At 69.6% G+C, this 26997-nt stretch carries 25 protein-coding genes; 17 read left to right on the top strand and 8 right to left on the bottom strand.

Annotated features, from left to right (window positions below; genetic code table 11):
* The first annotated feature begins 32 nt into the window (after nucleotides 1-32).
* The 7 genes from mtnA (at nucleotide 33) to metK (ending at nucleotide 5879) form a co-directional block, all read left to right on the top strand.
* The gene (gene mtnA, locus ACFVT2_RS12500) at nucleotides 33-1592 is read left to right on the top strand and encodes an S-methyl-5-thioribose-1-phosphate isomerase (RefSeq protein WP_390015808.1); all 1560 of its coding nucleotides are present in this window, start codon (nucleotides 33-35) and stop codon (nucleotides 1590-1592) included.
* Nucleotides 1589-2260, top strand: coding sequence for a methylthioribulose 1-phosphate dehydratase (gene mtnB / locus ACFVT2_RS12495; RefSeq protein ID WP_390015805.1), 672 nt, complete (start codon nucleotides 1589-1591; stop codon nucleotides 2258-2260). The genes mtnA and mtnB overlap by 4 nt, the downstream gene beginning before the upstream one ends.
* The gene (locus tag ACFVT2_RS12490) at nucleotides 2257-2835 is read left to right on the top strand and encodes an acireductone dioxygenase (RefSeq protein ID WP_390015802.1); all 579 of its coding nucleotides are present in this window, start codon (nucleotides 2257-2259) and stop codon (nucleotides 2833-2835) included. The genes mtnB and ACFVT2_RS12490 overlap by 4 nt, the downstream gene beginning before the upstream one ends.
* Complete coding sequence (gene mtnC, locus ACFVT2_RS12485) at nucleotides 2832-3539, top strand: acireductone synthase (RefSeq protein WP_390015800.1); 708 nt, start codon at nucleotides 2832-2834, stop codon at nucleotides 3537-3539. Before ACFVT2_RS12490 ends, mtnC begins: the two co-directional genes overlap by 4 nt.
* Nucleotides 3536-3706, top strand: a complete 171-nt coding sequence (locus tag ACFVT2_RS12480) for a hypothetical protein (protein WP_390015797.1) — start codon at nucleotides 3536-3538, stop codon at nucleotides 3704-3706. The genes mtnC and ACFVT2_RS12480 overlap by 4 nt, the downstream gene beginning before the upstream one ends.
* Before the next feature lie 84 nt (nucleotides 3707-3790).
* A complete protein-coding gene (locus ACFVT2_RS12475) occupies nucleotides 3791-4582 on the top strand; it encodes an S-methyl-5'-thioadenosine phosphorylase (protein ID WP_390015794.1) in 792 nt (263 codons plus the stop codon).
* Between the two features lie 49 nt (nucleotides 4583-4631).
* Nucleotides 4632-5879: a methionine adenosyltransferase gene (gene metK, locus ACFVT2_RS12470; protein WP_390015791.1), complete on the top strand. Its 1248-nt coding sequence runs from the start codon at nucleotides 4632-4634 to the stop codon at nucleotides 5877-5879.
* Between the two features lie 66 nt (nucleotides 5880-5945).
* Here the strand turns inward: metK and ACFVT2_RS12465 are convergent, their stop codons facing one another.
* Entirely contained in the window at nucleotides 5946-7337 is a 1392-nt protein-coding gene (locus tag ACFVT2_RS12465; protein ID WP_390015789.1) for an AMP-binding protein, read from the bottom strand.
* Between the two features lie 377 nt (nucleotides 7338-7714).
* On the opposite strand from ACFVT2_RS12465, the gene ACFVT2_RS12460 reads away from it, so the two are divergent.
* Together ACFVT2_RS12460 and ACFVT2_RS12455 are read left to right on the top strand one after the other, a co-directional pair.
* Nucleotides 7715-8455, top strand: coding sequence for a class I SAM-dependent methyltransferase (locus ACFVT2_RS12460; RefSeq protein ID WP_390015786.1), 741 nt, complete (start codon nucleotides 7715-7717; stop codon nucleotides 8453-8455).
* 186 nt (nucleotides 8456-8641) lie between these two features.
* Nucleotides 8642-10909: an ArnT family glycosyltransferase gene (locus ACFVT2_RS12455; protein WP_390015783.1), complete on the top strand. Its 2268-nt coding sequence runs from the start codon at nucleotides 8642-8644 to the stop codon at nucleotides 10907-10909.
* 80 nt (nucleotides 10910-10989) lie between these two features.
* Here ACFVT2_RS12455 and ACFVT2_RS12450 read toward each other — a convergent pair whose 3' ends face one another.
* Nucleotides 10990-12450 (bottom strand): alpha/beta hydrolase, encoded by a 1461-nt coding sequence (locus tag ACFVT2_RS12450; RefSeq protein WP_390015780.1) that lies wholly within the window; start codon nucleotides 12448-12450, stop codon nucleotides 10990-10992.
* Between the two features lie 293 nt (nucleotides 12451-12743).
* Here ACFVT2_RS12450 and ACFVT2_RS12445 point away from each other — a divergent pair, with 293 nt between their 5' ends.
* Complete coding sequence (locus ACFVT2_RS12445) at nucleotides 12744-13520, top strand: class I SAM-dependent methyltransferase (RefSeq protein WP_390015777.1); 777 nt, start codon at nucleotides 12744-12746, stop codon at nucleotides 13518-13520.
* Between the two features lie 207 nt (nucleotides 13521-13727).
* Here ACFVT2_RS12445 and ACFVT2_RS12440 read toward each other — a convergent pair whose 3' ends face one another.
* Nucleotides 13728-14471, bottom strand: a complete 744-nt coding sequence (locus ACFVT2_RS12440) for an SAM-dependent methyltransferase (RefSeq protein ID WP_390015774.1) — start codon at nucleotides 14469-14471, stop codon at nucleotides 13728-13730.
* A 394-nt stretch (nucleotides 14472-14865) separates the two neighbouring features.
* On the opposite strand from ACFVT2_RS12440, the gene ACFVT2_RS12435 reads away from it, so the two are divergent.
* The 6 genes from ACFVT2_RS12435 to ACFVT2_RS12410 all read left to right on the top strand — a co-directional run bounded on the left by ACFVT2_RS12435 (nucleotide 14866) and on the right by ACFVT2_RS12410 (nucleotide 20769).
* Nucleotides 14866-16896, top strand: coding sequence for a polymorphic toxin-type HINT domain-containing protein (locus ACFVT2_RS12435; RefSeq protein WP_390015772.1), 2031 nt, complete (start codon nucleotides 14866-14868; stop codon nucleotides 16894-16896).
* 1 nt (nucleotide 16897) lies between these two features.
* On the top strand, nucleotides 16898-17359 hold the full coding sequence (locus ACFVT2_RS12430; RefSeq protein ID WP_390015770.1) for a hypothetical protein: 462 nt from the start codon (nucleotides 16898-16900) through the stop codon (nucleotides 17357-17359).
* 235 nt (nucleotides 17360-17594) lie between these two features.
* On the top strand, nucleotides 17595-18176 hold the full coding sequence (locus ACFVT2_RS12425; RefSeq protein WP_390015767.1) for an ArsR/SmtB family transcription factor: 582 nt from the start codon (nucleotides 17595-17597) through the stop codon (nucleotides 18174-18176).
* A gap of 39 nt (nucleotides 18177-18215) precedes the next feature.
* Nucleotides 18216-19634 carry an alpha/beta hydrolase family protein gene (locus ACFVT2_RS12420; protein ID WP_390015765.1) on the top strand — a complete coding sequence of 473 codons (1419 nt, stop codon included), beginning with the start codon at nucleotides 18216-18218 and terminating at the stop codon, nucleotides 19632-19634.
* 167 nt (nucleotides 19635-19801) lie between these two features.
* Nucleotides 19802-20338, top strand: coding sequence for a type 1 glutamine amidotransferase (locus ACFVT2_RS12415; RefSeq protein ID WP_390015762.1), 537 nt, complete (start codon nucleotides 19802-19804; stop codon nucleotides 20336-20338).
* Nucleotides 20308-20769: an MFS transporter gene (locus ACFVT2_RS12410; protein ID WP_390015759.1), complete on the top strand. Its 462-nt coding sequence runs from the start codon at nucleotides 20308-20310 to the stop codon at nucleotides 20767-20769. Before ACFVT2_RS12415 ends, ACFVT2_RS12410 begins: the two co-directional genes overlap by 31 nt.
* 114 nt (nucleotides 20770-20883) lie before the next feature.
* Here ACFVT2_RS12410 and ACFVT2_RS12405 read toward each other — a convergent pair whose 3' ends face one another.
* The 4 genes from ACFVT2_RS12405 to ACFVT2_RS12390 all read right to left on the bottom strand — a co-directional run bounded on the left by ACFVT2_RS12405 (nucleotide 20884) and on the right by ACFVT2_RS12390 (nucleotide 25161).
* Nucleotides 20884-21369, bottom strand: a complete 486-nt coding sequence (locus ACFVT2_RS12405; RefSeq protein WP_390015756.1) for a flavodoxin family protein — start codon at nucleotides 21367-21369, stop codon at nucleotides 20884-20886.
* A 93-nt stretch (nucleotides 21370-21462) separates the two neighbouring features.
* Nucleotides 21463-22707 carry an NAD(P)/FAD-dependent oxidoreductase gene (locus tag ACFVT2_RS12400; protein ID WP_390015753.1) on the bottom strand — a complete coding sequence of 415 codons (1245 nt, stop codon included), beginning with the start codon at nucleotides 22705-22707 and terminating at the stop codon, nucleotides 21463-21465.
* 199 nt (nucleotides 22708-22906) lie between these two features.
* The gene (locus ACFVT2_RS12395; RefSeq protein ID WP_390015750.1) at nucleotides 22907-24454 is read right to left on the bottom strand and encodes an FAD-dependent monooxygenase; all 1548 of its coding nucleotides are present in this window, start codon (nucleotides 24452-24454) and stop codon (nucleotides 22907-22909) included.
* A 74-nt stretch (nucleotides 24455-24528) separates the two neighbouring features.
* Entirely contained in the window at nucleotides 24529-25161 is a 633-nt protein-coding gene (locus ACFVT2_RS12390; RefSeq protein ID WP_390015747.1) for a TetR family transcriptional regulator, read from the bottom strand.
* Nucleotides 25162-25507: 346 nt separating this feature from the next.
* On the opposite strand from ACFVT2_RS12390, the gene ACFVT2_RS12385 reads away from it, so the two are divergent.
* Nucleotides 25508-25918, top strand: a complete 411-nt coding sequence (locus ACFVT2_RS12385) for a RidA family protein (protein WP_390015745.1) — start codon at nucleotides 25508-25510, stop codon at nucleotides 25916-25918.
* Between the two features lie 140 nt (nucleotides 25919-26058).
* Here the strand turns inward: ACFVT2_RS12385 and ACFVT2_RS12380 are convergent, their stop codons facing one another.
* Entirely contained in the window at nucleotides 26059-26700 is a 642-nt protein-coding gene (locus ACFVT2_RS12380; RefSeq protein ID WP_390015742.1) for a DUF1707 domain-containing protein, read from the bottom strand.
* Between the last annotated feature and the right edge of the window lie 297 nt (nucleotides 26701-26997).

Genomic DNA, 26997 nt, shown 5'->3' with positions numbered 1-26997 from the left:
CCCCGGAGCCGGCCCCTACCGGGAGCACCCACGTGTCGCGATCACTTGACTGGTACGAAGGACACATCCGCCTGATCGACCAGCGGAAGCTGCCCGCCCACCACGATCAGCTCGACATCGCCACCGTCGACGAACTCATCGACGCCATCACCACACTCGCCGTACGCGGCGCACCGGCCCTCGGCATCGCCGGAGCGCTCGGCGTCGCACTGTCCGCCGCCCGGCACACCGTCTCCGGGCGTACCGACGCCGAAGCCGTCCGGGCCGACGCGGACCGCATCGCCCGGTCCCGGCCGACCGCGGTGAACCTCTCCAAAGGCGTGGCGCGTGCCCTGTCGGCGCTCCCCCGCGGGGCCGACGCGGTCCTCGCCGAGGCACGGGCCCTACTGGAGGAGGACGAACAGATCAACCGCGCCGCCGCGCGGCACACCGCCGAACACCTGCTGGCGAGCACCGCCCGCCGGCCGCTGAGGGTCCTGACCCACTGCAACACCGGCAGCCTGGCGACCGGCGCATGGGGCACGGCCCTGGGCGCCATTCGTGACCTCCACGCCCGTGGGCTGATCGAGACCGTCCTGGCCACCGAGACCCGCCCCCTCCTCCAAGGCGCCCGCCTGACCGTATGGGAACTGCAACGCGACGGGATACCCGTACGGCTGTGCCCCGACGGGGCCGCAGCATCGGCGCTGCAGGCAGGAGACATCGACTGCGTCGTCGTCGGCGCCGACCGTGTCACACGCAACGGGGACGTGGCCAACAAGATCGGCACGTACCCCCTGGCGCTGGCCGCCGCCCGCCACCACGTGCCCTTCATCGTGGTGGCCCCGCAGTCCACCGTGGACGAGACCACCCCCACCGGCGCCAGCATCCCCATCGAACACCGCGGACCGGACGAGGTCACCTCGCTCGCCGGAGTACGGACCGCCCCGCCCGGCACGGCCGTCTACAACCCCGCCTTCGATGTGACACCGCATGACGTGATCAGCGCGGTCGTCACCGAACACGGGGTACGCGAACCGACTGTCGGCACCCCCGGACTGGCGGAGCGACTGGCCTCCCACACCGCTGTGGTGAAGGACTTCCCCTCCCCCGGCGTCGACTTCCAGGACCTCGCGGGGGTTTACCGCCAGCCGGGCCTGCTCCAGGCCGCGGCACGCGAGATCGTCCACCGTGCCAGGGGGCGTTTCAACGCGGTGGTCGGTATCGAGGCCCGCGGTTTTGTCCTGGCCTCCGTCATCGCCGCCGAGGCCGCCGTACCGCTCGTCCTGGCGCGGAAGCCGGGCAGGACACCGGGCAAGACCCAGTCCGCGCGGTATCTCAGCGAATACTCCAGCGACGCACTGGAAATGCCGGTCGGCGCGCTGGGCGCCGAACACACCGTGCTCCTCGTCGATGACGTGCTCGCGACCGGAGGCACGCTGTCCGCCGCCCGGTCCCTGGTGGAGGCGTGCGGAGCCACCGTCGCCCGCTGCGCGGTCCTCATCGAAATCGCCGCCTTGAACGGGGCCGCGCGCATCGCCCCGATACCCGTCGACGCGCTGCGGTCCATCCCCGCACACCAACCCACCGCCCCAGGAGGCGAGCACCCATGAAGCCCGTAACCATCGGTGAGGACGTCGAACTGCGACGAGCTCACCTCGCCGCGGCCTGCCGCTCCCTCTACCAGCGCGGCTGGATGCCAGGAACGTCGGGAAACATCTCGGTACGGAGCGGCGATGCCGTCGTGATCACGGCCAGCGGCCGAAGCAAGGGCACGATCTCCCGCCACGACACCGTCCTCGTCGAGCCCGACAAGGGGCTCCCGCTGCTCGGCGAGAGCGAATGGCCCTCGGCCGAGACCTCCGTCCACTTGGCCGTCTACCGCCAGTTGCCCCCATGCGGGGCGGTCGTCCACGCCCACGCACCGTATTCCACGGCCCTCGCCACCCTGGCCGGCACAGACGGCTCCATCGGCCAAGTGACCTTCACTGATTGGGAGTTGGCCAAGGGACTGGGTGTGGTCGATCCGCGTCTCGTCACGGTTCCGGTCTTTGCCAACTGGCCCGAAGTCCCCCGTATCGCCGAGGACGTGACGGCCTATCTCGACGGGTCGGGGGCTGACGCTCCGCCCGCGCTGTTCATCGACCGGCACGGCGTGACCACCTGGGGGCGCGACCTCGAAGAGGCCCGCAACCGGCTGGAGTGCATCGAGGAACTGAGTCGGCTGACCCTGCTGGTCGGCACTTACGGGGCCGGAGTCGCGAAGGAGGCGGCGCAGTGACGCTGCTGCAGATCATGCCCGAGGACGCCCCCGAGACGGTGCAGCTGCGCACCAGCGATCTGGACGTCATCCACAAGGAACTCATCAAGATCGGCGTGCGCTTCGAGCGGTGGCACGCCACCCACCGGCTGCCCGCGGGCGCCGACGACGCCCGGGTCATGAAGGCGTACCGGAGCCACATCGACCGCATCAGCGCCGAGGGCGGCTACCGGCTCGTCGACATCGCGCGGATGAGTCCCGCGCCGGCCGATCCCGAGTGGCCCGAACGCGCCCGTGCGGCCCGCGAGAAGTTCCTGGCGGAGCACTTCCACGACGAGGACGAGGTGCGCTTCTTCGTCGAGGGAGCCGGCTGCTTCTACCTCCATGCCGGGGGCAAGGTGCACGCCATGGTGTGCACGGCCGGTGACCTGCTGGCCGTACCCAGCCGGACGGTCCACTGGTTCGACATGGGGCGGTCCCCCTCCTTCACCGCGATCCGCTTCTTCCAAGAGGAGGACGGGTGGATCGGCAGGTTTCTGCCGGACAGCATCGCCTCCCGCTTCCCCACCCTCGACGACCTCCTGGCCCCGGCATGACCGGCGCCGTCGTCCTGGACATCGAAGGCACCACCAGTTCCGCGGCGCACGTCCACGAGGTGCTGTTCCCCTACGCCCGGGCGCGGTTGGCCGGATGGATCGCCGCGCACCGGGCCGATCCCGAAGTGCAGCGGGCTCTCACCGAGGTCAGCCGGTACCTGGGTTCGGACACGGTTGCCGACGAGACGGCGGCCGTCCGCACCTTGCAGAAGTGGTCCGACGAGGACCGCAAGGCCGGCCCGCTCAAGAAGCTCCAGGGGATGATCTGGAGCGAGGGCTACCAGCGGAAGGAGCTGACCGGGCACGTCTACCCCGACACCGTGGAAGCGTTGGACACCTGGCGCGAGCGCGGCACAGGCATCCACATCTACTCCTCCGGGTCCGTCCAGGCGCAGCAGCAGTGGTTCCGACACAGCCCGTACGGCGATCTCCGGGGCCGCCTGACGCACTACTTCGACACCTCGAACGCCGGGCCGAAGACTGCGGCCGCCTCCTACCGGACCATCGCCGCCGCACTCGCGCTGCCTCCCAGCGACCTCCTGTTCGCCTCCGACACCCCCGCCGAACTCGATGCGGCGCGTGCCGCCGGGTGGCGCACCGGGTGGATCGTGCGCACGACCGAGAAGCGGCACGGTGCGGCTCCCGCGACGGACCACCCGACCTACCCCGATCTGGCGTCCGTCGCCCACGAGGAGGCGCCATGACCGCCGCGCCCGGCGCGAACCTGCCCCACCGGAACAAGGTGGTCGCCATCCCGACCCAGGCGTTCGCCGAACACGCCGGTCCCGACGCCTCCTCGGTGCGCTTCGCCTTCTGCACGGCGCCCCGGTCCCTCGCGCAGGCCGCAACCCGCCTGTCGCCGACCGCCTAACGGCCTCGGCCCGCCGCGCACCCCCCGCCCAACCGGCTCCTCCCCCTCCTCCCGTTCCTCCCGTTCCTCCCGTAAGGAATCTCCATGCCCCTGCCCTCCGCGGACATCGCCGTCATCGGCGGATCCGGCCTGTACACCTTGCTCGACCACGGCGACGACGTACTGCCGGACACCCCCTTCGGCCCGGTGAGCGACCCGATCACCGTGGGGAAGCTGGGGAGCCGCTCGGTGGCGTTCCTCGCCCGCCACGGCCGCAGCCATCAGCACGCCCCCCACACCGTCAACTACCGCGCCAACCTGTGGGCACTCCAACAGCTGGGCGTGACCCGCGTGGTGGGCACCGGAGCCGTGGGCAGCCTCACCGCCGCGGTGCCGCCCGGCAGCCTGGTGGTCCCGGACCAGCTGGTCGACCGCACCGGCGGCCGTACCCAGACGTACTTCGACGGTCCCGACGTGGCGCACGCCTCCTTCGCCGACCCGTACTGCCCCGAAGGGCGCGCCGCCGCTCTCAAGGCGGCCGGCCTCAGCGGGTGGACCGCGATCGACGGCGGCACTCAGGTCGTCATCCAAGGTCCGCGTTTCTCCACCCGCGCCGAGTCCCGGTGGTACGCGGCTCAGGGCTGGACCCTCGTCGGCATGACCGCGCATCCCGAGGTGGTCCTGGCCCGTGAACTCGGCCTGTGCTACGTGCCGTTGTGCCTGGTCACCGACCTGGACGCCGGGATCGAGGCCGGGCTCGGGGTGACCCAGGAAGAGGTGATGGAAACCTTCGGCAAGAACGTCGAGCGGCTGTGCGAGGTCCTGGTCACCACCCTGCGCACCCTCCCGGAGCACCCTTCCTGCACCTGCCGCGCCCTGCGGCCGGAGGCCCTGTGAACGGCCCCTCCGTCCGACTTCCCCGTACCCCTCCTTGGAGCGATGCGATATGACGACAGCAGCCACCGGCCAGGACTCCCGGCGCCTGTTCACCTCCGAGTCGGTCACCGAAGGTCACCCCGACAAGATCGCCGATCAGATCAGTGACACCATCCTGGACGCCATGCTCGCCCAGGACCCCTCCGCACGGGTCGCGGTGGAAACCCTGATCACCACCGGCCAGGTCCATGTGGCCGGAGAGGTGACGACGACGGCCTCTGTACCGATCGCCGCACTGGTGCGGGAAAAGATCCTGGAGATCGGATACGACGCGTCCCAGAAGGGCTTCGACGGCACGTCCTGCGGCATATCGGTCTCCATCGGCGCACAGTCGCCCGACATCGCCCAGGGTGTCGACACCGCCTACGAACAGCGGGTCGAGGGTGCCGCCGCAGGTGAGGAGGGTGACGAGCTGGACCGGCAGGGCGCCGGTGACCAGGGCCTGATGTTCGGTTATGCCAGTGACGAAACACCCGAGTTGATGCCGCTGCCCATCGCGCTCGCCCACCGCCTCTCCCGCCGCCTCACCCGAGTCCGCAAGGACGGCACCGTCCCGTACCTCCGCCCCGACGGGAAGACCCAGGTCACCGTCGAGTACCAGGGCAGCCGCCCGGTCCGCCTCGACACCGTCGTGGTGTCCTCCCAGCACGCCGGCGACATCGACCTCGACGCGCTGTTGACGCCCGATGTCCGCGACCACGTCGTGGCGGCGGAGCTCAAGCAACTCGCCGAGGACGGCATCACGTTGGACACCGACGGCTACCGCCTCCTGGTCAACCCGACCGGCCGCTTCGAGATCGGCGGCCCGATGGGCGATGCCGGCCTGACCGGCCGCAAGATCATCATCGACACCTACGGCGGTATGGCCCGCCACGGTGGCGGTGCCTTCTCCGGCAAGGACCCGTCCAAGGTCGACCGCTCCGCCGCGTACGCCATGCGCTGGGTCGCCAAGAACGTGGTCGCCGCCGGCCTCGCCGCGCGCTGCGAGGTCCAGGTCGCGTACGCCATCGGCAAGGCCGAGCCGGTCAGCCTCTTCGTCGAGACCTTCGGCACCGGCACCGTGCCGCAGCATGCGATCGAAACGGCGGTCGCCGACGTCTTCGACCTGCGCCCGGCCGCGATCATCCGCGACCTCGACCTGCTGCGCCCGATCTACGCCCGGACAGCCGCCTACGGCCACTTCGGCCGCGAACTCCCGGACTTCACCTGGGAACGCACCGACCGGGCCGCCGCCCTCCGGAACGCGGCCAGGATCTGACGCGCCCCTGACGCGCCCGCGTACGGTGACCGGACCCTCCGGGCCACACGCCCGCCCGATCAGCCGTCAACCGTCAGCCGTCAGCCGGACGGAGCCATCGGGCATCCGACGCCCCTGTAAGCCGGTGCGGAGAGCCCCGACGCCGGGGAGCCGGTGCGCGTCGCCGTAGAGGGAGGTTGTCGGTGTGCTTCCGTCCGACCAGCCGGACAAGCCGAGCCAAAGCTCCCCGGCCTCCGCCGGCGCCCCGGTCGTGGGTGACAGGACGCTCACCCGGTGACCGGGCAGTGCGGTCGTGCGGATGTCCGCGTCCCCGGCTTCTCCCGACGACCGCACCATCAGGCCGGTCGAGGTCTGGTGGTGGCGCATTCCCCAGCGGACGTTTCCCGGCGTCGTGGGCCACGCTCGTTTCGCGGGCCACCCTCGTGTCGCGGGCACCTCTCCGTTTACTACGGGTGCGCACGGTCCAGGATCCGTCCGGGCCAGCGATTCCACCGTGAGCGAGCTGAGCAGTTCGACCTCGGACAACGGCGTCTGCCGAACGCTGGTGGCGGTGTCCGGGTCGGTAAGTTGCGCCATGGAAACGTACGCGCTGTGCGCCCCCTCTTTATGCGCCCGGGCTGCCACATCCACCGAGGTTCGATTTTCCTTCTGCCCCATTACCACCGTGGTCGCACCCGCTGTCAGCGGCCCGAGAAAACCGAAACACAGGTGTTCCATAGAGCCCGGGGGCGCCGCGGTGACGTACCGCTGACCGGGCCTGAGGCGGGTGAAATACAAATCCGTCAACCGGCCGACCGCACAGGCGTAATGGGAATGGAGCCAGCCACGTAACCGACTCCCTTCCTCACTCCCACCGGAGCACTCCAGCAGGAACGGCGCGCGGGATTGATGGATTGCCCGCGGGCGGTACCGGACCGCATGCGAATAGGATTCCTCGTACAACGACCAACCGGGTACCTGCCCGCCCACAGTGATGCCTGTCCACGTCGACGCCGGTCGCACATCCTGCGCGGAGTCCGGATCGGTGATCACCACGGTGGCGCCGCTGAAGGCCAGCACGTTCATCAGTTCCGCACCGGCGGCCATGGGCGGGGCCGGGACGACGATGGCTCCCAACTTCAGTGCGGCCAGCTGGATTTCCCACAGTGCGGCGACCTCACACAGCGAGATCAGGATGCGCGTCCCGCGCCCCACCCCTTGTCGCACCAACCACCCGGCAACCCGGTCCGAGCAGGCGCGGAGCTCTTCGAAGGAGATCTGCTGCGACACCCCGTCGTTACCACTCCAGACGACCGCCGGAGCCTGATCTCCACGAGCAGCACTGTCGAACCAGTCACTCGCCCAGTTGAATTCCGTCAGCTCCGGCCATGAGAAATCGAAAGAAGCCGTCCCGCCATCAGCAATATCGTCAACTATTTTCTCACGTAATGCCTCAAAAACAGATCCAGCTGTCCGCAAGATGCCCCCATTTCTCGTCACTCCAACCCACGCACCTTATAGCTATCGCCGCTGCCCTACTGTGTCACTCATCTCTGTTTGACCAACTCCCTGCACGGGCAACACTCTTCCCTTGGATAACATCCGCGATAATCCAGCCAAATACCGTCACAATTTCGGCCATGATGTGCTCCATGAGCAGGCTGCTATTTACGCTATCGACTCAAACATTTCATCCATGCACGAGGTCTTCACGATTCAATGGTTCGATCATGGAATTCCAGTAGGACGGCGGGCCCACCAGCAAGTCTGTCCGCGCACTTCGCCGTGACCGGGACGTCCGACGCGCCCAAGAGACCTCACGCCGGCCACAAAGACCGTGCCCTACGCTCCCGACGGTGACCACACAACCGACGAACGAAGCCGCCATCCAGCAGTGGAACACCTTTCCCCGCGAGGCAATGGAAGCGATGGAGCCCGACGGCGACTTCGCAAAACGCCATCTGATCAACCCGGTGCTGCTGCGCATGCTCGGCGACGTGCGCGGCCGACGCCTCCTGGACGCCGGATGCGGCCACGGCTACTTCAGCCGCATGCTCGCCGCCCGCGGAGCCCACGTCACCGCCGTCGAACCCACCGACGGAATGCTGGCCTACGCCCGCCAGAAGGAAGACGCCCTGGGGCAGGGCATCCGGTACGTCCAGGCCGACCTCGCCAGGCTGCCCGACCTGGGCGGCGATTTCGACGCCGTGGTGTGCAGCATGGTGCTCCCTGCCGTCCCCGATTGGAAACCGGCCATGCGAGCCTGCGTGCAGGCCCTCCGGCCCGGTGGACTGCTCGTCTTCTCCGTCAACCACCCGGCCTTCGAGCAGTTGCTGACAACCTGGCGCACCCACGGCGCGTACCGCTTGAGCCGGTACCTGGAGGAGTACGAGATCCCCCAGACCTACGCCCCCGCCTTCCACCGCCCGATCTCGGCCTACCTCAACGAGCTCTCCGCCCTGGGATGCCGACTGCGCGAATGCGCCGAGCCCGGACTCGACCCCGGCATCGCCCAGGAGGCTCAGCACACCACACCCGGTATCGAAAGCTATGTCCACCTGCCCAACTTCTTGATCGTCGCGGCCGAACGCGGGTGAAAGCGGACGTCAAACGACAAGTTGAGCGCTATTCCCGTGGGTCGCCCCGGCACGGGTAATGAATCACACTGCGCGGATTAAAGGCGGGATCAGGTCGGTAAAAGGTTCCCCCGCAACCGATGAGAAATTCCTTGGAACAGGCGGCTGCGGCTCGACCTTCCTCGAACATGCCCAAGACTGCTGCGCATGGCTACGACAGTCCTCGACAGAACCTCCCCCACCAGCACCGCCATCCGGCGCGCGCCATGGCGATCGCCGGTGGGGCAGCCTGCCTACGCGCGACCCGCGCTGCTGGTCATCGCCGTGCTTGCCGCCGTGCTCTACGCGTGGGGGATCAATCACAGCCAATACCACACCTTCTACGCGAACGCCGCGCGCAGTATGACAGAAAGCTGGAAGGCGTTCTTCTACGGTTCCTTTGACCCCGGTAATTCCATCACCCTCGATAAATTGCCGGGATTCCTTTGGCCGCAGGCGATTTCTGCCCGGATTTTCGGCTTCCATCCCTGGGCACTGACGCTTCCTCAGGTAATGGAAGGGGTGGCGAGCCTGCTGCTCCTGTACCGGGTGGTGCGCCGCTGGGCAGGCGACAACGCGGCGCTGATCGCGAGCGGCGCGTTCCTGCTGACGCCGGTGTCGGTGGGGCTGTTCCGTACCGCCGTCGAGGACCCGTTGTTCACCCTGTGCGTGCTGCTCGCGGCCGAGGCCACCCAACGTGCCGCGGAAGCGGGCCGATTGCGCCCACTGATGATGGCCGGTGTCTGGGTCGGCATCGGCTTCCAGTCGAAGATGCTGGAGGCGTGGGTAGTCCTTCCCGCGCTCGCCGTGGTGTACCTGATCTCGGCACCGGTGCCGCTGCGGAAGCGGCTGGTGCGCCTCGGGCTCTCCGCGGTGGTGATGACCGCCGTCTCCGCCTCGTGGATGGTGGCCGTCGCCCTCACCCCGGCCAAGGACCGGCCGTACGTCGACGGCACCACGAACAACTCCGCGTTCAGCATGGTGGTCGGTTACAACTTCCTCAACCGTTTCTCATCCCTGGGCATCAGCGCCGCCTCCACCGGCAGCATCAGTGCGACGCGGGGCGGTGGCGGACACAGCACGGGTCACGGCGCGAGTGGTGTCGGGGGTCATGACGGGGGCCATGACGGCGGTGCGTCGTACGGTGCCGGGTCGAGTGGCGGTGCGGGCGCCCGTAACGCCAGCGCCCCACAGCTGCGGAACGCCGACGGCGACGGCGGCGGCACGCCCGGCAGGCAGGGCGGGCAGCGGACGGGCTCCGCCCCTCTGCCCGGCCAGGCCCATCGCGGCGGAAGCGGCGGCTTCGGCAGCAGTGGTCAGGACGGCTGGTCGAAGATGTTCGGCTCGTCGCTCGCCTCGCAGACCGGCTGGCTCTACCCGTTCGCCGCCGTCGCCCTCGTCTGCGGTCTTCTCTGGCGCCGTGGCAAGCCGCGTACGGACCGGATCCGCGCGGGCTTCGTCCTCTGGGGCACCTGGCTGACCACGTACTTCCTGGTCTTCAGCGCGGGCAGCGTCGGCGGCCACACGTACTACATGGGCGTGATCGCGGTACCGCTCGCCGCGCTGACCGGCGGCGGCATCACCCTGCTGTGGCGCGCGTACCGGGCCGGTGGACGCCGTGCCTGGGTGCTGCCCGGTGCGGTCGCCGCGACGGCGGCGTGGGGTGCGTATATCGCCGGCGAGTTCCCGTCCTTCCTGCCGTGGCTGGCGCCGGCGGTCGGCGTGCTGGGGCTGACCGCCGTCGCCCTGCTGGTCCTCGCCCGCCCGGGCGGCACCCGGCACGGCGGCCGGCTGGCCCTGGCCGGTCTCGCCGCGTCGCTCGCCGCCCTGCTCCTCGCGCCGAGCGCTTGGGCGGTGCAGGTCTTCAACCCGACGTACGGCAGCTCCGCCATGGGCGCGGTCGGTCCGTCCGGCACGCGCGGCGGCCATGGCGGCCACAGCGGCCACGGCTCGGCGAAGGCGCCGGGCGGTGGGCACATGAAGGGCGGCTTCGGCGACTCCGGCGGCCAACTCACCTCCTCTCAAAGGAAGTTGCTCACCTACACCACCGCCCACCGAGGCTCCGCCGCGTACGTCTTCGCCACCAACGGTTGGAACAACGCGTCCCCGTACATCCTCGCCACCGGCGCCCACGTCCTCCCCCTGGGCGGCTTCAGCGGCCAGGTGCCCTTCCCCACCAAGGCCCGATTCCGTCAGCTGGTGAACTCGGGCAAGGTCCGTTACGTCCTGCTGGGCGGCGGCCGCGGTATGGGCGCCATGTTCGGTGGCGGCGGCAGTGACGGCACGACGTCCGCCACCCGGATCACCGACTGGGTACGGTCCAGCTGCACCCGCGTCCCGGCGTCGGCCTACGGCGGCACGCGGTCCCCGGCGACCGCACCTGCCGGGGAGGGCAACACCGCCCAAACCCTCTACCGGTGCGCTCCGACTCGTTGACCGACCACCGCACGCAGACACCGCCCCCGACCGCGCTTTCGCGGATCGGGGGCGGTGCCGTATGGGGCTTCCGGTTGGTGCTAGGTACCGGCCGGGGCGGACGGTGTGTGGACGTGGCCGGCCAGCCAGGGAAGCGCGTCGGAGAAGGCGGCGGCAGCCAACTGCCAGGTGTGGCCGTCGGGTTGGTAGTGCAGGGTGCAGGAGATTCCCTTCTTGCCGGCGGCGGCGCAGAGCTTCTGTGCGTCGGCCGCCTGGCCGCCCATTCCGTCGCCGGGGATGTCGCGTCCGCCGAAACCCGTGGGGCCCGGGCGGGTCATGGCGCCGCCGTGCCGGTGCTGGCCCCGGTGTCCGCCCTGCCGACCGCCTGGTCCCCCCTGGCCGTTGGTGTGCGGGCCGCCCCATGTACCGGGTCCGCCGGGCCCGCTGCCGGGGCTGCTGTTGACGAACCAGCCCGCGGTGTCGGTGTAGCGGGCGTGCTCCGTCATCACGGTCATCGGGTCGAACTTCGCCCACGCTGCCGCACTGCCCCCGTAGAGCTCCTTGATGGTCAGTTGCTTGGTGCCGACGATCGGTCCTTCGTCCCCTGCGATGTCCTCGAAGCTGCTGAACAGCTCCGGATGCATGACGGCGAGATCGACCGCACAGGTACCGCCCATGGAAAATCCGACGACCCCCCAGTCAGCCGCGGCGGACGAGGCACCGAAGTGTGAAACGACGTAGGGCCGAAGGTCTTTGGTGAGGTGGTCGGCGGCGTTGCCTCGCGGGCCGTTGACGCACTCGGTGTCGTTGTTGAAGCTGCCCCCCGAGTCCGCGAACACCAGGATCGGCGCCTGGCCGTGGTGGGACTTGGCGTAGGAGTCGACGGTGGCGAGCGCACCACCGGTGCGGATCCAGTCGGCGGGCGTGTTGAACTCGCCCCCGATCATCATCAGCACCGGCAGTTGCGGATGGTGAGCCCCGGTGAACCAGGCGGGCGGGAGGTACACGTACTCCTGGCGGTGGACGAAGTGACTGGCCGTATCGGGGACGTTCACCCCCACCAGGCGACCGGTGGTCATCGTGCTCCCCTTGCCCTGCAACGCGCTCAGCTGCGCGGCGTCGACCTGGTCGGGCAGCGGACCGGCGGTGATCTGCGCCCAGGCTTCCTGGACGGTCGGGAAATAGCCCACCCACTGGTTCAGCACCAGTCCCGTGCACAACAGGCCGAGTGGGATCACCGGCACCGACAGCACCCGCCGCCACCAGCGCGCACCGCGCCAGCCCAACACGGCGACGGCCAGCGCCGCCGCGGTGATCCCGATCCACACCCACAGCGGCGTCGGCGCCGGGTCGGTGGCGAGCGCGTTGGCGTCCACGTACCACATCGCCAGCAGCGCGACGAGCAGCCCGACACCGGCGGCGACGGGCAGCCACAGCAATCTCCAGCGCCGGGTCCGCCAACCGACGACCACGACGAGCAGTACTCCGACGACGATCTGGATCGTCAGCGGCAACCAGCCGTCCAGCAGCGAGATGCCGGCATGCCGGACAGGTGCGGGCACGTTTCCGTGCGAGGGGGCAGAGAGGTACACAAGCAGCCAGGGTGCCTGTGGTTGAGGAGCGCCCACCATATTCGCCGCATGAGGAACTGGTGAGAATTGCCTGAGAGCGTGCTGCCGAAGACTCCCGGCGGGCAGGTCAGGGGCGCTTCGAGGGCCGGATCGAGCACGCGGACGAGCCACCACTTCCCCACCACACACGGCCTGGTGCGGTGGCCCGCAACATGGCCGGGCCGACCGGCCGGGAGGATCCTTTCGCCTAAGCTCCGCGTCGACCGGGCGATGGAGGAGGCAGCGTGGACACGGACTTCTCGGCAGGGCAGGAGCAGTGGCGGGCCCGTTTGGGGACACTGCGGCAGGTCGTACGCCAGGAGGTGGTGTCGCGCCAGCTCGTGGCCCATCTGCCGGACCTGCCGCCCCGACGGGTGCTCGACGTCGGTTGCGGTCAGGGCACACAGGCTCTGCGCTTGGCCCGGCGAGGGCACGTGGTCACCGGACTGGACACCTCGGCACGGCTTCTTGACGACTTTCGCGCCTCGCTGGCCGCGGAACCGGCGGGGGTCGGCGCACGGGTGCGGCTGGTCCGAGGCGACGCCGAGCGGTTGGCCGACACGTTCGCGCCGTCGAGCTTTGACGTGGTGCTGTGCCAGGGCGTGTTGATGTATTTCCCGGATCCCGGGCCCCTGTTGGACGCCGTCGGGCAGGTCCTGGCGCCGGGCGGAATCGTCTCCCTGCTGGTACGCAACGGCGATGCCCTGGCCATGCGCCCGGGGCTGCTGGCCGACTGGGAAAACGCCGAGAAGGCGTTCGAGGGGCACTCCTACCTCAATCGGATCGGCGTGCGGGCCCGTGCCGATCGCCTGGAAGACCTCACCACGGCGTTGGCCCGGCGGGGGATGAGCGTGCGCCAGTGGTACGGGGTGCGGGTGTTCACCGACGCTGCCCCGTCGGATGCGGCGCTGCCGGACGCAGCGACGCTCGACGCCGTTCTTCGCTGCGAGGAACGCGCCGGCCGCACCGACCCCTACCGGCGGGTGGCGGCCCTGCTCCACTTGATCGCTGAACGCCGGTAGCGCAGGTCGCCTCCCCCACACCAACGACGTCCAACGACATCCAACGACATCCGACAACGTCCACTGTCGCGTGAACACGGCCGCGTCGCCGCAGAGCCCGCCGCGCACGCAGCCTGGGAAGCACGGTCCCATGAGACCGTGTGCCCGGGCTGCGCGGCGGGTGAGGGCCGGTCGGCTGGTCGGCCGGAGGTGGGCGTCGGGGCCGGTTCAGGCGCAGTCGGGGGTCTGACGCAGGATCAGGGAAACGAAGCCCCAGGTGTCGCGGTAGACGCGCAGCCATTCGGGGCGGCGAGTGGCTGCCGTCCTGAGCGCATGCGAACTGTCGGGGCCGGCAGGATGGTCCAGGGCCCACGAAGCCAGTGACCCCCAACAAGCCCATTCGTTGCCGTCCAGCTCACTGCGCGTGCTGACATGGCCGTGAACAGGAGTCCACCCGTCGCCGACGACGCGGTCCACGGTGGTCGCCAGGTCCGCGAAGTCGCCGAGCATCTCGATGGCTTCCTGGGAGGGGGCCCGCTCCCAGAACCCTTCACCGATGAGGACACGGCCGCCGGGAGCCAGGTGCTTGCGCGCCGCCGCGAGAGTGGGGAGCAGGCCGCCGAAGGCGTGCGTGGCCCCCACGCTGATCACCAGGTCGAACGGCTCCGAGGAAGCGAAGTCCTCGGCCGCCTGGTGGTGGAGGATGAGGCGCTCTTGGACGTCGAGGTCGCCCGCTGCCTGGCGAGCCTGTGCCAGGGCGTCCTCGGAGATGTCCACCCCCTCGGCGTGCAGGTGCGGGCGCGTGGCCAGGGCGCGCAGGAGCCATTCTGCGCCGCCGCAACCAAGGTCGAGCACCCGTGCGTCGCCGCGTGGGAGCCCGCGGTCCAGCAACTGCCCCACTGAGGCATCGTCGAGGGGTGACTTGATCGGGTGATCGGCATGGGCGATTCGGGAGATCAGTTCACGATTCACCAGCGCAGCCTGTCAACCACAGGCGCCGCCCGCACGTGGGTTTCCTCCGCGGGCTACGGCGTCGCAAGGCAACCGGAATTCCAGCGAGTTGCGGCAGCTTTCCCTCCGCTTCGAGCGGTGCGAGCGAGAGTCCGAACGCGTGCGCGGGCTGCTGTCCGATACTCGCCTGTGCCGGGCTCGCGTGATTGACAGGCGAACTCCGGCAAGGAAACTGACGTCCTATCGCTCACGACCACAGGTCGGACATTCACGGGGGAGTCCAGGCATGAGTGAGGGGCTAGGCGGAGGACATCCGCACGACCCGATGGCGTCGGCAGGATATCTCGGGTGGGGTCAGGCAGCGGTGGGTCCACCGCCCCCGCCACCGAAGAAGAGCTGGTGGAGGCGGCCTTGGGTGCTGGCCGTCGGGGTGTGCGGGCTGGTGCTCGCGATCGTCGCGGGCACGCTGCTGTGGCGCTCGACAGGGCCTGCCGACCCAGAGGACACGGAGGGGAACCGCACCCCGTTCTACCTCGCGGTGTACAACCTGGCCCGCGAGCCCGCGGCGCACTACACCGGCTCCGCGCCCGACGGCACGACGTGGGATCTGACCGTCACCGACGGAAACGAGGCGCGCGGCACGATCACCGTCGCCGGACGCCGCATCGCCGTCCTGACGGTCGACGGTAAGACATACGTCAAGCCCCCGAAGGACATGTTGACCGACCTGCCGAGCGGGGTCTCGGCCGCCACGTTGGAGGGCAAGTGGGTCACCGGTGAGGAGCACCTGACCCGCACGTTGTCGAACGTACCGCGCTCGCCCGCAGCCCTCGCGGCACGGTTGTGGACCGGGCTGGACCAGGCCACAGACTTCCCGAAAGCCGACGCTGCCGGAGGTGGCGCGAAGAAGGCGCTGTCCGTCACGACACCGCAAGGCGTGCTGTCCGTCTCGGCCGCCCCGCCCTACCAGGTGGTGCGGTTGGCGTCCGGCAACGCCAGAACCGGGGGCTCGTCGTCCGGTGGCCCGACCCGTACGGCTCTGGCTTCCGCCGCCGTGCGTCCGGCCGGCGTCGCCCACACCGTTTCCGCCCCACAGGCCAACCTGGGCAACGTCGACTTCACGCCAATGTCTCCCGAGGACGTCGGCAAGGCGTACGACGACCTCATCGACCAGACCAAGACCCTCGGCAACGCCGTTGACCTCGGTATCAGGTTCAACTTCAACCAGACCGGCAATCTGAACTGCTCGGAATCCTGCACCGTCACCGAGAACGTCGTCACCGCGACGACGGCCGCCCCCGGCGCCAAGCTGTCCGGGACGGTCAACGCCTCCATGGCGGCCCAGGTGAGCGTCAACGGCCAGTCCGGCGGGGGCTGCACGCAGAGCGCCTCTCTGCCCATCAACGGCAGCGGGACGATGAGTTGCGTGGCCGCGGGGACCGCCCCCGTCGTCCAGAGGATCAAGGCGGAGAGGCAGCGGGAGGCGGATGCCCAGGCCCGGGCGACACGACGGCCCGTCCGCATCCCGTACACGCTCAGCTTCCAGGCACAGGTCCAGATCACGGCCCTGGCCGTCGCCCAGGCCGAGATCGCCCAGAAGGTCAAGGCCCAACAGGCCCAGCGGAACAAGGCAGTCGAGGCCGCCAAGGAGAACGCGGGTCCCAACCCGGACTGCGCACAGGACAGCTTTGTGGCGGGCACTCCGGTCCTGATGGCCGGCGCCGGCACGGAGCCCATCCAGAACCTCCGGGTCGGAGACCGGATCGGCAATTCCACCCCGGGCAGTAGTGCCGTTCAGCAGCACACCGTCACCGCGGTCGTGGTCACCGACAACGACCGCGACTTCGTCAAGCTCACCGTTGCCGGCCCGCGGGGCCTCGGTACGGTCCACTCGACTGCGCACCACCTGTTCTACGACGTCACCACCTCGAACTGGACCAAGGCAGCCGCCCTCAAGCCCGGCGACCGCGTCCAGACCACGGGCAAGGCGGTGGCGACCGTTCGGGCGGTACACGCGTACCGCGCCGCCGTCCGCACGTACAACCTCAGCGTCGACGGCGTCCACACCTACTATGTTCTGGCCGGCGACATTCCGGTCTTGGTGCACAACTGCGCGATGAAGCGCGACGCCAAGAGCCTGAAGGGAGTGAACATTCCCAGGCAGTACGAGGGCCTGGACACAGCTCACGTACGGAAAAACCACGTTCCCGGTGGGACAGGCGTGACGCCCCGGAAGGACATGTGGCCGGCGAAGGTGACGGACACGCGGCTTGAGCAGATCGCCCAACAGGCGCTGCGGAACAACCCGAGGGTGATCGGATACGACCCCCAGACCGGAATGATCCAGGCGGTGGCCACGGTGCAGGGCAAGTTGGTGCAGTTCCAGATCCCCCGAGGCGGCGGTGTCATGCGGTCCATCTACCCGCTGCAACCCTGGAGTGACTGAGGTGGGCGGTCTGACGATCTCCGTAGCGGAATGGGAGGTGTCGCGGGAAGCGCCGCAGCTGGTCTCAGGGGAGATCTGGTTCACGCTCGCGGGAGTGGATTTCCCCGGGGCCCACTGGACCGACTCGCCGGTATCGGTTCTCGGGTCGATGCGCGAGGCCCTCGACAGTGCCGCATCGGGCGAGGTCGGAGAGGTCTACTTCTTCGACGGGCCCTACTACGTGAAGCTGACTCCCCACCCCGCGAACGGTCGGGACGAGGTCGAGGTCCTGGCGATCTGTGACCGCGCCCAACAGCTCTCCGGTACGGGGGAAGGCACCGTCGAAGCACGCGGCAAGGTGCCGATGAACGCACTGCGGGAACACTACGTGGACGTGGTTGCCGAACGGGAACGTTGGGCTCGGCACCATGGCCATTCCGAAGTGGCCGACGTTCTGTCACAGATGACGCCACGCCACCGCTGATCGGCAATCAACAGGCCGTACCCAGGGCAATGGGCTGCACGAGGTGTTCTCGTGCAGCCCATTCAGCCGTTGTCCGTTCGTTGCTCCGCTCCTGGGAATCGTGAGGAGCCGGCCTCGGGTTGGTCGACGCGTTCGGGCTGGTGGCCTTGGAAGCGGGACTCCCCCGCCCTGCCCTGCTGGCGGCAAGTTGCAAAATCCCCTTGCAAAGACTCTTTGCAACTTCTAGCCTCCTCCCATGACTGAACAACCGCCCGCGCAGGAGATCACCGACGTCGAGGCGCTACGCGCCCTGGCGCATCCGATGCGGCAGAAGATCGAGCAGTGTCTGCGCAAGGGGCCGGGCAACTCGGCCGGACTCGCCCGCCAGCTCGGCGAGAGCACCGGTCTCGTCAGCTATCACCTGAGGCAGCTGGCCAAACACGGCTTCGTGGAAGAGGTTCCGGAGCTGGCCAAGGGGCGGGAGCGGTGGTGGCGGGCGGTGCCGGGTGACCGACGGTTTCCGCCCTACAGCCGCCAGACACCCGAGATGCGGGAAGCCTTGACGGAGATGCACCGGCTCAATCTCGCGGAACTCGTCGAGCAGGCCGGCCGGTTCGAGGACGCACGTGACACGCTCGGGCCATGGGCCGACGCGGCACTGTTCTCGCGGGCCACACTGCGGCTCAGCCCCGCCCAACTCCGGGCGTTCTTCGAGGAGTACATCGCGCTCGTCTACCGCTACTCCCCACCTGAGGGCGAGACCGCACCCGACGCACCCGATACACCTGACGCACGCGCCGTACTCGTCCGCCTGCTGGGCATCCCCGAGATCAACTGACCACTTCAGCGCACCTCTCCAGGGAAGGAGCCGCACGCCGTGCAGCTCTCCGGCAAACCGCTCATACGCCTCTGCCTGGTTCTCGTCTGCCTGGCGATTGCCGTGCTGCTCGCCGCGCCCGGGGCCCACGCCGAGCCGACGAGCACGGGCTTGGTCCGCCAGGACGTCTCCTTCCGTGGCGGTGGCGGCCTCATCCTGCACGGCACCGTTCTCACCACCCCAGGCACGCCGGGAAACCGCCCAGGCATCGTGCTCATCGGCGGCTCGGGACCCGGCCCCCGGGAGGAGTACCGGCAGGAGGCCGAGGCATTCGCCCGCGCCGGGGTCGCCACTCTCGCCTACGACAAGCGGACGGTCGAGTACTCCCGGACCCACCTCGACTTCGGGTTGTTGGCCGACGATGCGCTCGCCGGGGTACGCCTGTTACGCGGACACAAGGGCGTCGATCCGCACCAGGTCGGGCTGTGGGGATTCAGCGAGGGCGGTTGGGTGGCTCCCTTGGCCGCGGCACGCTCCTCCGACGTCGCCTTCTTGATCACCATGGCCGCATCCGGCCATCCCCCACTGCGCACCCAGACATGGAATCTCACCACCCATCTGAAGCACCGGGGCGTCGGCGGGTCCTTTGCCAGCGTGATCGCCGGACCGGCGGCGCAACTCGTCGACTCCACCGGCCTGTTCCCGGCGGCGGACTACGACCCCTCGCAGGCACTGCGTCGCCTGCACCGCCCCCCGGTACTGGCGCTGTGGGGCGAACGCGACACCCAGGTACCGCCCCAGGAGAGCGCGCGGATTTTCCGGCAAGCCCTCGACCGGACAGGCAACAAGCACACCGTCATCCGCTTCCTGCCCGACGCTGCGCACAACGGGCACCTGACGACGGACGGCTTCGACCGCATCGGCGGCCCCCTCTTCCACGGCAAGCCACTGGGAGAGCTGGCGCCCGGCTACGTCCAGACCGTGTCCTCCTGGGTCCGGGCCGTTGCGGCCGGCCACCCACCCACGTCCAGCACGGCCACCGCCCCACCTCAAGTCACATCCAGCGTCCCCGTCCCGGGCCGTGCCTGGGGCGCATGGCTCGCCCCCGCCCTGCTCCTCGCCGGCTTCGCCGCCTACCCCCTGAGCGCCATCCTGCGCCGGGGCCCTGCCGTGCCCGCCGTTCGCCGGCTGTCCGTACTGGGTTTGATCACCGTGGCGAGCGCAGTGCTGTACCCACTCGCGGTCTTCGTGGCAGGGGACGGAGCCGCGGCGCCCGTCGTGTGGGGGCGCCCGGTGGCCTGGCTGGTCGTACAGATGCTCGCGATCACCGTTCTCGTGTCAGCAGGCAGCACGGTGGTCACCGTTCGGCGACAGCACCGCGGCTGGGGCCAGGCGGTGTGGCTCCGACTGGCACCGGCCGCGCTCGCGACGGTCGGGTTCGTTCCGTGGGCACTGTGGTGGGGAGTGCTGCGTCCTTAGATCACGTCCGACCCTGATCCACCGGACGCACCGGGAGCCCGTCCGACGGATCAGGTGTGGTCCTGCACTGACCCTTGCCTGTCCGGTACCGCTCTGATCAGGAACGTTAGGGTGGAACGGCTCTGTTTCCCCTCCTCACTCCTCACTTCCTCCCAGGAGACCTGGTCGTGTCCGCGCGCACCGTCCTGTTCCTTCAGCATGTCGAGGTGGAAAGGCCTGGCCTGATCCTCGACGCTCTGAAGGGCAGCGGCCTGGATGTGGAGATCCGCAACCTCATCGCCACGCCGGGGGCCACGGCGGACGATCTGCCGACGGTTTCAGACTTGGCCTGGCTGGCAGTGATGGGCGGCCCCATGAATGCCGACGCCCTGGCGGACCATCCGGTGCTCAAGGTGGAGCGTAACCTCCTGGCCGACGCGTTGCTGTACGGGGTTCCGACCTTGGGTGTGTGCCTGGGTGCGCAGCTTCTCGCCCGCGCTCAGGGCTTGCCCGTACGGACCGGTGCCGAGCTCGGGCGGACGAGCGAGATCGGCTGGGCTCCCTTGCGCGACGTGGACCGTGACGATCCGGTCGTCGGCCCGCTGGCCGACGCGCCTGCCGTGCTCCACTGGCACGGCGATCGCATCGTCCCTGCCTCCGGTACCCGCGTTCTGGCACATACCGAGACGACCGAGTGCCAGGCGTTCCGGGCCGGGCCGGACTGAGCGACCGCTACAGCTGCGCCCGCCTTCTCGCCACCCCGTACGGGGCGCGTGCACTGCCCCTGATCCTCATGACCCTTATGCCTCACGGGACATCGCTCGTCGCCCTCAGCATCGCCTTCGGCCTCGTCGACTTCGCCACCGTGGCCCCCACCCACCTGATCGCCACCCGGCACTTTCCTACCGGCTCCCTCGGGATGATCTTCGGCCTGCTGTCGATGGCACACCAAGTCGGCTCCGCACTCGGCTCCTACATCCCCGGCGCTCTCCACAATCTGACGGGAAGTCACATCTCGTCGCTGCTGGGCTGCGCTATCGCACTGCTCGCCGCGGTGATCGACTGCCTCGTCCTCCTTCCGGGCCAGGAGACCACCGCGCGGCACGAGACAACCGACGTGCCTCAACCACGGTCACTGCCTGCCGACGCCGCGTGAAGAAGGTCAAGTGCCGTCCGCTCTCCAACCGCAACAACCAGGTCAACGTCCAGGCGCACGCCGGCCGAGGAGCACGCGGCGGTCCAGTCAGTCCGGTCAGTCCGGTCAGTCCGGTCAGGACACTGCACCGAGCCGAGCGCGTAGCCCTTCCGCAAATGTGCGCGCCGCATCCAGATCGGTGGCGTTGGGCCGTGCCCTGTTGATACCGCCGACGAGCTTGAACGGCAGCCAGGTGTCGAGGCCGCGGCACGAGAAGGTGTCCGCTGTCTGGAAGCCCTTCTGGTCAAGGAGCCGCACCAGGGGGCGGGTGAACGGCCGGAACCGCACTTCGGGCAGACCGCTGGAGGCGAAGACGAATGCCTTTCGTTGCGCCCCTTGTTGCTCCCCGTTCGGGAGCGACTGGACGAATTGGCGCAGCCGTGGATGGAAGTTCCCGGTGAAGATCCCCGAGCCGAATCCCACGAGGTCGCAGGTGGAGAGCTCGGCGATGTCGACCTGTTCGGGGGCGACGACGGGGGCCTCCAGCACCTGGCCCATGACGTCGGCGATCCTCTTGGTGTTGCCATGAGCCACCGAGGTGCACACGATGATGGCCTTCATGATGATGCTCCTTTCACTTCCATGACATGACGAGGGGTGTGGTGCTGGTCAGGTCGGGCCACGGGACCGCCTTCCCACCGGAACGCACCTCGCTCATCGGGCCGCGGCCTGGGACGGCGCGGGCGCTGTCGAGGGCGAGGTCGAGGGCGTTGTCGAGGTCGGGGTCGGGGTCGGGGTCGGGGTCGGGGTCGGGGTCGGGGTCGGGCCAGGAAGCCACCGGTAGGCACGTGGGTACCGCATGGCGGTGACGGTGTAGCGGCACACTCGCTCTTTGACCAACGCCGCCACCCGCCCGGACAACGCGAATCCCCGCTGGGTGTCGTCCCGGTGTGTGGCCTGGATGAACCCGTCACGTCGGCCGAGGCTGATTGCCTGTCCGGCCATGCCGATCGACACTGGCGCCGGTCGTTCACCCCGTATCAACGCAAGTACCGTGTCGGCGCCGTGGGCACCCATGGGCATCGCTGCTTGGCAGCTCATCCGCAGGTGGGCCCCGACATGCCCAGGCGGTGCGACGGCGTCGCCCGCCCCGACGATCCGTCGGTGGTGCAGGCACACCAAGGCATCGTCGGTGCGGAGCCGGCCGTCGGAGGTCACCGGCAGGCCGCTGCGCAGCGCCAGGTCCGGCACGTCGAACGAGCCCGCCCACACCGTGCAGTCGCTGGGCAGCAGTCCGGCGTCGGTCTCGACGCCGTCCGGGCGGACTCCGGTGACCCGCAGTCCGGTGCGCAGTACGACGCCGGCGTGGGCGAGCTTGCCTGCCATGCTCGCGCGGCTCGACTCGGGCAGCCGCGCGGCGACCGACCGCGAGACCAACTCGACCTCCAACGCCGGGTACCGGTAAGCGATTTCGGCGGCACTCTCGATCCCGGTCAGGCCACCACCGACCACCACGACGCGTGCCCCCGCGGGCAGTTGCCGCAGTCGCGTGCGCAACGCCTCGGCACCATCGAGGTCAGCGATACTCCACGCGTTCTCGGATCCGGCCAAGCCTCGGCCCGACGTGCTCCCCACCGCGTACAGCAGATAGTCGAAATCGGCTGCGCCACCGGCGTCGAGCTGTACCGATCGCTCGGCGATCGCGTCCACCGTGGCAATCCGCAGTCGCACGTCGCGGTGCAGCAGACCGCTCAGCGGCCGCACCGCGTTCGACACCCCCGCTGCGTGCTCGTGCAACCGGACACGTTCCACGAACTCCGGCCGAGGATTGACCACCGTCACGCTCACCTCCGACCGCCCCGCGGCCGCCAGTCGATTCGCGGCCATCACGCCCGCGTAGCCCGCGCCGACAACCACCACCCGCGCCAACGCCACCACCTCCGATCGGATCGTTCTCACGCCTTGAGGACAACGCAGGTGCAGCAATCGTGACAGCGGAGGAATGTGATGCCAGTCACAGAAGGGTGCCGGTGCGGTGGGGCGGTGCCGTGAGGTCGGACGGTGGCCGTGGTGGACGCGCCGCGGGTCGCCTTGATCGGCCGATGCCCGTTGTGTGACGAGCATGTCGCGGGAAGTTCACCGCATGGGCGACGGCCGCTCAGGCTCCGAACCAGCGCTCGACGGCGGCTCGCAGGGCGGCCAGCTCGCCCGGGTCCGGGTGGGGTGAGCCGCAGGCCCAGGCCACGTAGCCGTCGGGGCGGATCAGCAGGCCGGTGAGGTCGGCCGCGTCGCCCCGCGCGATGACGACGTCGATGGCGTTCTGTCCCTCCGCCAGCGCCGCTGCCAGCGACTGGCCTGCGGTCAGATCGATCAGCAACGGCCTGGCGGTTCTGGCGAGTTCGGCGATCCTGACCTTCTCCGTCCCCGTGATCAGCTCCAGCTCCGGAGCGAAGTAGCCGACCGCGGGGTGCGGATCGGTGAGGCCCATCTCGTAGCGGACGTCGGTGCCCGCGGTGACGTCGGCGAGGTGCTGGACGACCTCCTTGCGGGTGAGCAGTTCGGTGAAGAGTTCGCGCAGGGCGGTGATGTCGCTCCCCGGTGCGGTGAGCGCCGACTGCGCCTCGGCGTTGAGCACCATGCGGCGGGCGGCCTGACGCCGCTCGGCGCCGTAGCTGTCGAGCAGTCCGGGCGGGGCCGTGTCGTGCAGCGCGGCGGCGAGCTTCCAGCCGAGGTTGGCGGCGTCCTGGAGACCGAGGTTCAGCCCGGGGCCGCCGCCGGCGGCGTAGACGTGGGCGGCGTCGCCGACCAGAAAGACCCGGCGGTCGCGGAACCTGTCGGCGACCCGGGTGTTGCCTCCGTCCAGCCGCCGCAGTACGTGCGGGCCCGTGCCGTCCGGCGGGCCGAGCGGCAGGTCGACGCCGAGGACCCGGCGAATGCTCGACTCCATCTCGGCCAGGCTCATCGGCTCGTCCGTCGCGGGCTGGTCCCACTCGGTGGTGCTGACCAGCGGCGGCTGGCCGGGGAACGGCGCGTAGGAGAAGCCGCCCTGGTCGGTGCGGTGGGGCAGGAAGGGCAGGACCGGACCGTGGCCGGGAATGGTGAGGGCGCCGTTGACCGGGTCGACCCAGTCGGCCGGGACGGTGGCGTGGGCGGTGCGGTTGGTGCGGCGGTCGTAGCTGACGCCGGGGAACCCGATCCCGGAGAGCTTGCGGATCACGCTGCGCGCGCCGTCCGCGCCGACCACGTAGCGGGCGCGGAGTTGCTGGTCGCCGTCGGGGCCGGTGACGTCGAGGGTGACGGCGTCCGCGTCCTGGGCGACGGCGCCGACCCGGTGCCCGCGCCGCAGGTCGACGCCGAGTGCGCGGGCGCGCTCCTCCAGGACCTCGACGATGCGGTGCTGCGGGGCGGCCAGGGCGAAGACCGGACTGGCGTCCAGCAGGCCGAGGTTGAGGCCCATCGCGGCGAACATGAAGTAGGCGGAGTTGGGCTGCGGGGGCTCCGGGTTGCCGCTGAGCGGTTCGTGCAGGCCGCGGTGGTCGGCCAGGCGCACCACCTGGCCGAGCAGGCCGTTGGCCTTGGGTTCGGTACTGGGCTGTGGGAGCTGCTCCAGTACGGTCGGGCGGATGCCGGCCAGGCTCAGTTCGCAGGCCAGCATCAGCCCGTTCGGACCGCCGCCCACGATGATCACGTCGGATATCACAGTCACGTCTCCTTGGTGCGAACGGGAAAATGCGAACAGGAAAGGGGTGGCACCGGCGGCGAGTTGATCGCCGGTCTTCGCTACGGGACGGGTAGGCCGGCGGCGAGCTGCTCGAAGACCCGGGCCAGGACCGTGCCGAGCGGTTCGGGTTCGTCGGCGCTCAAGCTGTGCTCGACGGCCACTCCGCTGCCGGCCGCGACCACGGCCGCGACCAGCTTCGGGTAGACGTCACCTTCGGCGTCGGTGCCGGTGCGCCGTGCGACGGCCTTGGCCAACGCCTGTTGGGCGGCGGCGTTGGCCTTGACGATCTCGCCGGCCAGTGCCGGTTCGGCCAGCATCAGCCGCACCCCTTCGCGCCAACGCGCGTTGTGCGGCGCCGAGTTGTCGGTGGGTGCGAACTGGCCCAGGACGGCGTGGAGCAGCGAGTCCCAGAGTGGTTCGCCGGCCGGGCGGGCGAGCAGGTCGTCGGCGACCCGGTGCATCCGCTCCAGGTGACTGGCGGCGATCGCCTCGGCTTTGCCGGCGAAGTAGTTGCGGAAGGTGCGGACGGAGACGTTGGCCTCGGCGGCGATCTGCTCGATCGTCACCTCGTCCCAACCATGGAGGACGCAGAGCCGGATCGCCGCCTGGCTCAGCGCGACCCGGGTCTCCCTCTTCTTGCGCTCGCGGAGTCCGAGCTGTCCGGTCGCGGGAGCCTCGTCTTCAGGTGCCATAGGAGCAGCATAGGGTAAATCTTGCCGCTGCGGCAAGATTTCCATATCGGCAAGATTTCCGAAACTGCAAGTTTTTTCGGCTCGCCACACCGCGCAGGAAGGTCCCCACGAGGCGGCGCCGACCGCGCGGGGCGGCGTCTCGTCGTCCACGTGGCTCGGCGGATTCAGGGAGGGGATCGGCACGCGACAGGCCCGAACTGGCCGACCCCTCAGGCCGATTCGGCGGCCGGCAACAGCACCCCGCGCCGGGAGCCGCCCGGCGCCGCGGACAGGGAAATGCGTCGCATGCGGAGTCGGTCTTTGAGAAGGTCGTGCGTGCCCCGGATCCGCCACGAAAGGAATGCTCGTGCCGCGTGCCGTCACACTGATTCGCTCTGCGTCGCTGTCCGATATCGCCGAGTACGCCTACGCGGCCACGGCCCCGGCCGAGTCCCGACTGATCTTCCTCGCCGGGGCGTGCCCGTTGAACGAGGACGGCTCCACCGCGGCGGTCGGGGACGTTGCGGGTCAGGCGGCCAAGGCCGTGGAGAACATGCGGACCGCACTGGCGGAATCCGGTGCGTCACTGCACGACGTCATCAGCACTCGCGTTCTCGTCGCCTCGCACCGGCGGGAGGACTTGGTGAGGGCGTGGGAGGTGGTCCGCGATGCGTTCGGCGACCACGATGCGCCCAGCACATTGATGGGCGTCACCGTGCTCGGCTACGACGACCAGCTCGTAGAGATCGAAGCCGTCGCCGCCGTGCTCGATTCCTGAGCCGAGGGAACGGCCCCGCAGGGACCGTCGGTTGTCTCTCACCGGCAGCGGGGCCCCAACGCGCCCACTCGCCGGCAGTCCGATCTGGTGCTCCCTCAGCTCAGCCGGCACAACGCCCCGCCTGATCGAATAGGCCCCGCTCAGGCGGACCCGCGGTGCAGCCGCTGTCGGAACGTCCGCCGCGGGACCTTCGCCACGACCCGGCCATAGGCGATGCTGCCGACCAACTCCACTTGAAGGATGGTCGGCACCCCGACATCGGCCGCCGGGGCGACCTTGACCTTGCCGTAACTCACCGAGAGGGAGTCGGTGTTCACGACGACGCCCGGCCCCGCCACCAGGCGCAGGGTTCCGCCGCACATGGCCATGGCGATGTGCAGGGTGTCTTGGGTGATCACCGCTTCGGTCAAGTCGAGCGTCACATCCGCCCAGGACGACTGGAGTTCCACCCGGCGCGGAACCACCCAACGGCCGTCGCGGCGAAACGAACCGCCCTGCTGGTCGACCCGGAGCACCTCCTTGGCCTCCACCGGGACGCCATGGGATGCCCCTGCCACGAGCGGCAGATCGGCCGTGAGCTCGGCCAGCTCACCGAGCGTACGCGCGGTCAGGGCGGCTTCCAGGCGCTCGTCCAGCTCGGCGGCGGTCAGCCGACCGTCTCCCCCGGCGAGGCGCAACACGTCCACCGCCCGGTCCCGGTCGGCATGTGAGGCCCTGAGGGCGAGGGCGGGCGAGGCTCCATGGCCATCGGACCGACCAATGCGCGAGGTCTCTCCTGACATGTCCCCATCCCCGATCCCGTGGGCGGTGCCGCTCTCCGGGCCCGCCAGCCTCCACTTCGCGAACTCACGTTATATCGCGTTACAGCTGTCAGCCAAGCGTGGTGCGGCACTTTTCAGCCAGGCGTCCGGGCTGGTGAAGAATTCGGCGCAGTCTGAGGTGCGCCGCCTGTCCGACGACGATGACGTGACGAGCTGGACGACCGAGGCCCGGCGACCCGAGGAACACCTTCCGCGTGGGCGCGGGCCTCGTCGCCGCCGCTCTCGTCCTCGCCGCTGCCGTGCTGCGGTCCCCCATCA

This window comes from Streptomyces sp. NPDC058000 (genome assembly GCF_042886435.1).
GTDB lineage: Bacteria > Actinomycetota > Actinomycetes > Streptomycetales > Streptomycetaceae > Streptomyces.
The sequence above is the reverse complement of the archived record's forward strand: the minus strand, read 5'-3'. Positions and strand labels throughout refer to the sequence as shown.

Bases quoted from the DNA above. Each gene is read 5' to 3' on its own strand.
- mtnB (WP_390015805.1), top strand. From the start codon at position 1,589: ATGAAGCCCGTAACCATCGGTGAGGACGTCGAACTGCGACGAGCTCAC.
- mtnC (WP_390015800.1), top strand. From the start codon at position 2,832: ATGACCGGCGCCGTCGTCCTGGACATCGAAGGCACCACCAGTTCCGCG.
- ACFVT2_RS12480 (WP_390015797.1), top strand. From the start codon at position 3,536: ATGACCGCCGCGCCCGGCGCGAACCTGCCCCACCGGAACAAGGTGGTC.
- ACFVT2_RS12475 (WP_390015794.1), top strand. From the start codon at position 3,791: ATGCCCCTGCCCTCCGCGGACATCGCCGTCATCGGCGGATCCGGCCTG.
- metK (WP_390015791.1), top strand. From the start codon at position 4,632: ATGACGACAGCAGCCACCGGCCAGGACTCCCGGCGCCTGTTCACCTCC.
- ACFVT2_RS12455 (WP_390015783.1), top strand. From the start codon at position 8,642: ATGGCTACGACAGTCCTCGACAGAACCTCCCCCACCAGCACCGCCATC.
- ACFVT2_RS12425 (WP_390015767.1), top strand. From the start codon at position 17,595: ATGACTGAACAACCGCCCGCGCAGGAGATCACCGACGTCGAGGCGCTA.
- ACFVT2_RS12405 (WP_390015756.1), bottom strand. From the start codon at position 21,369: ATGAAGGCCATCATCGTGTGCACCTCGGTGGCTCATGGCAACACCAAG.
- ACFVT2_RS12390 (WP_390015747.1), bottom strand. From the start codon at position 25,161: ATGGCACCTGAAGACGAGGCTCCCGCGACCGGACAGCTCGGACTCCGC.
- ACFVT2_RS12380 (WP_390015742.1), bottom strand. From the start codon at position 26,700: ATGTCAGGAGAGACCTCGCGCATTGGTCGGTCCGATGGCCATGGAGCC.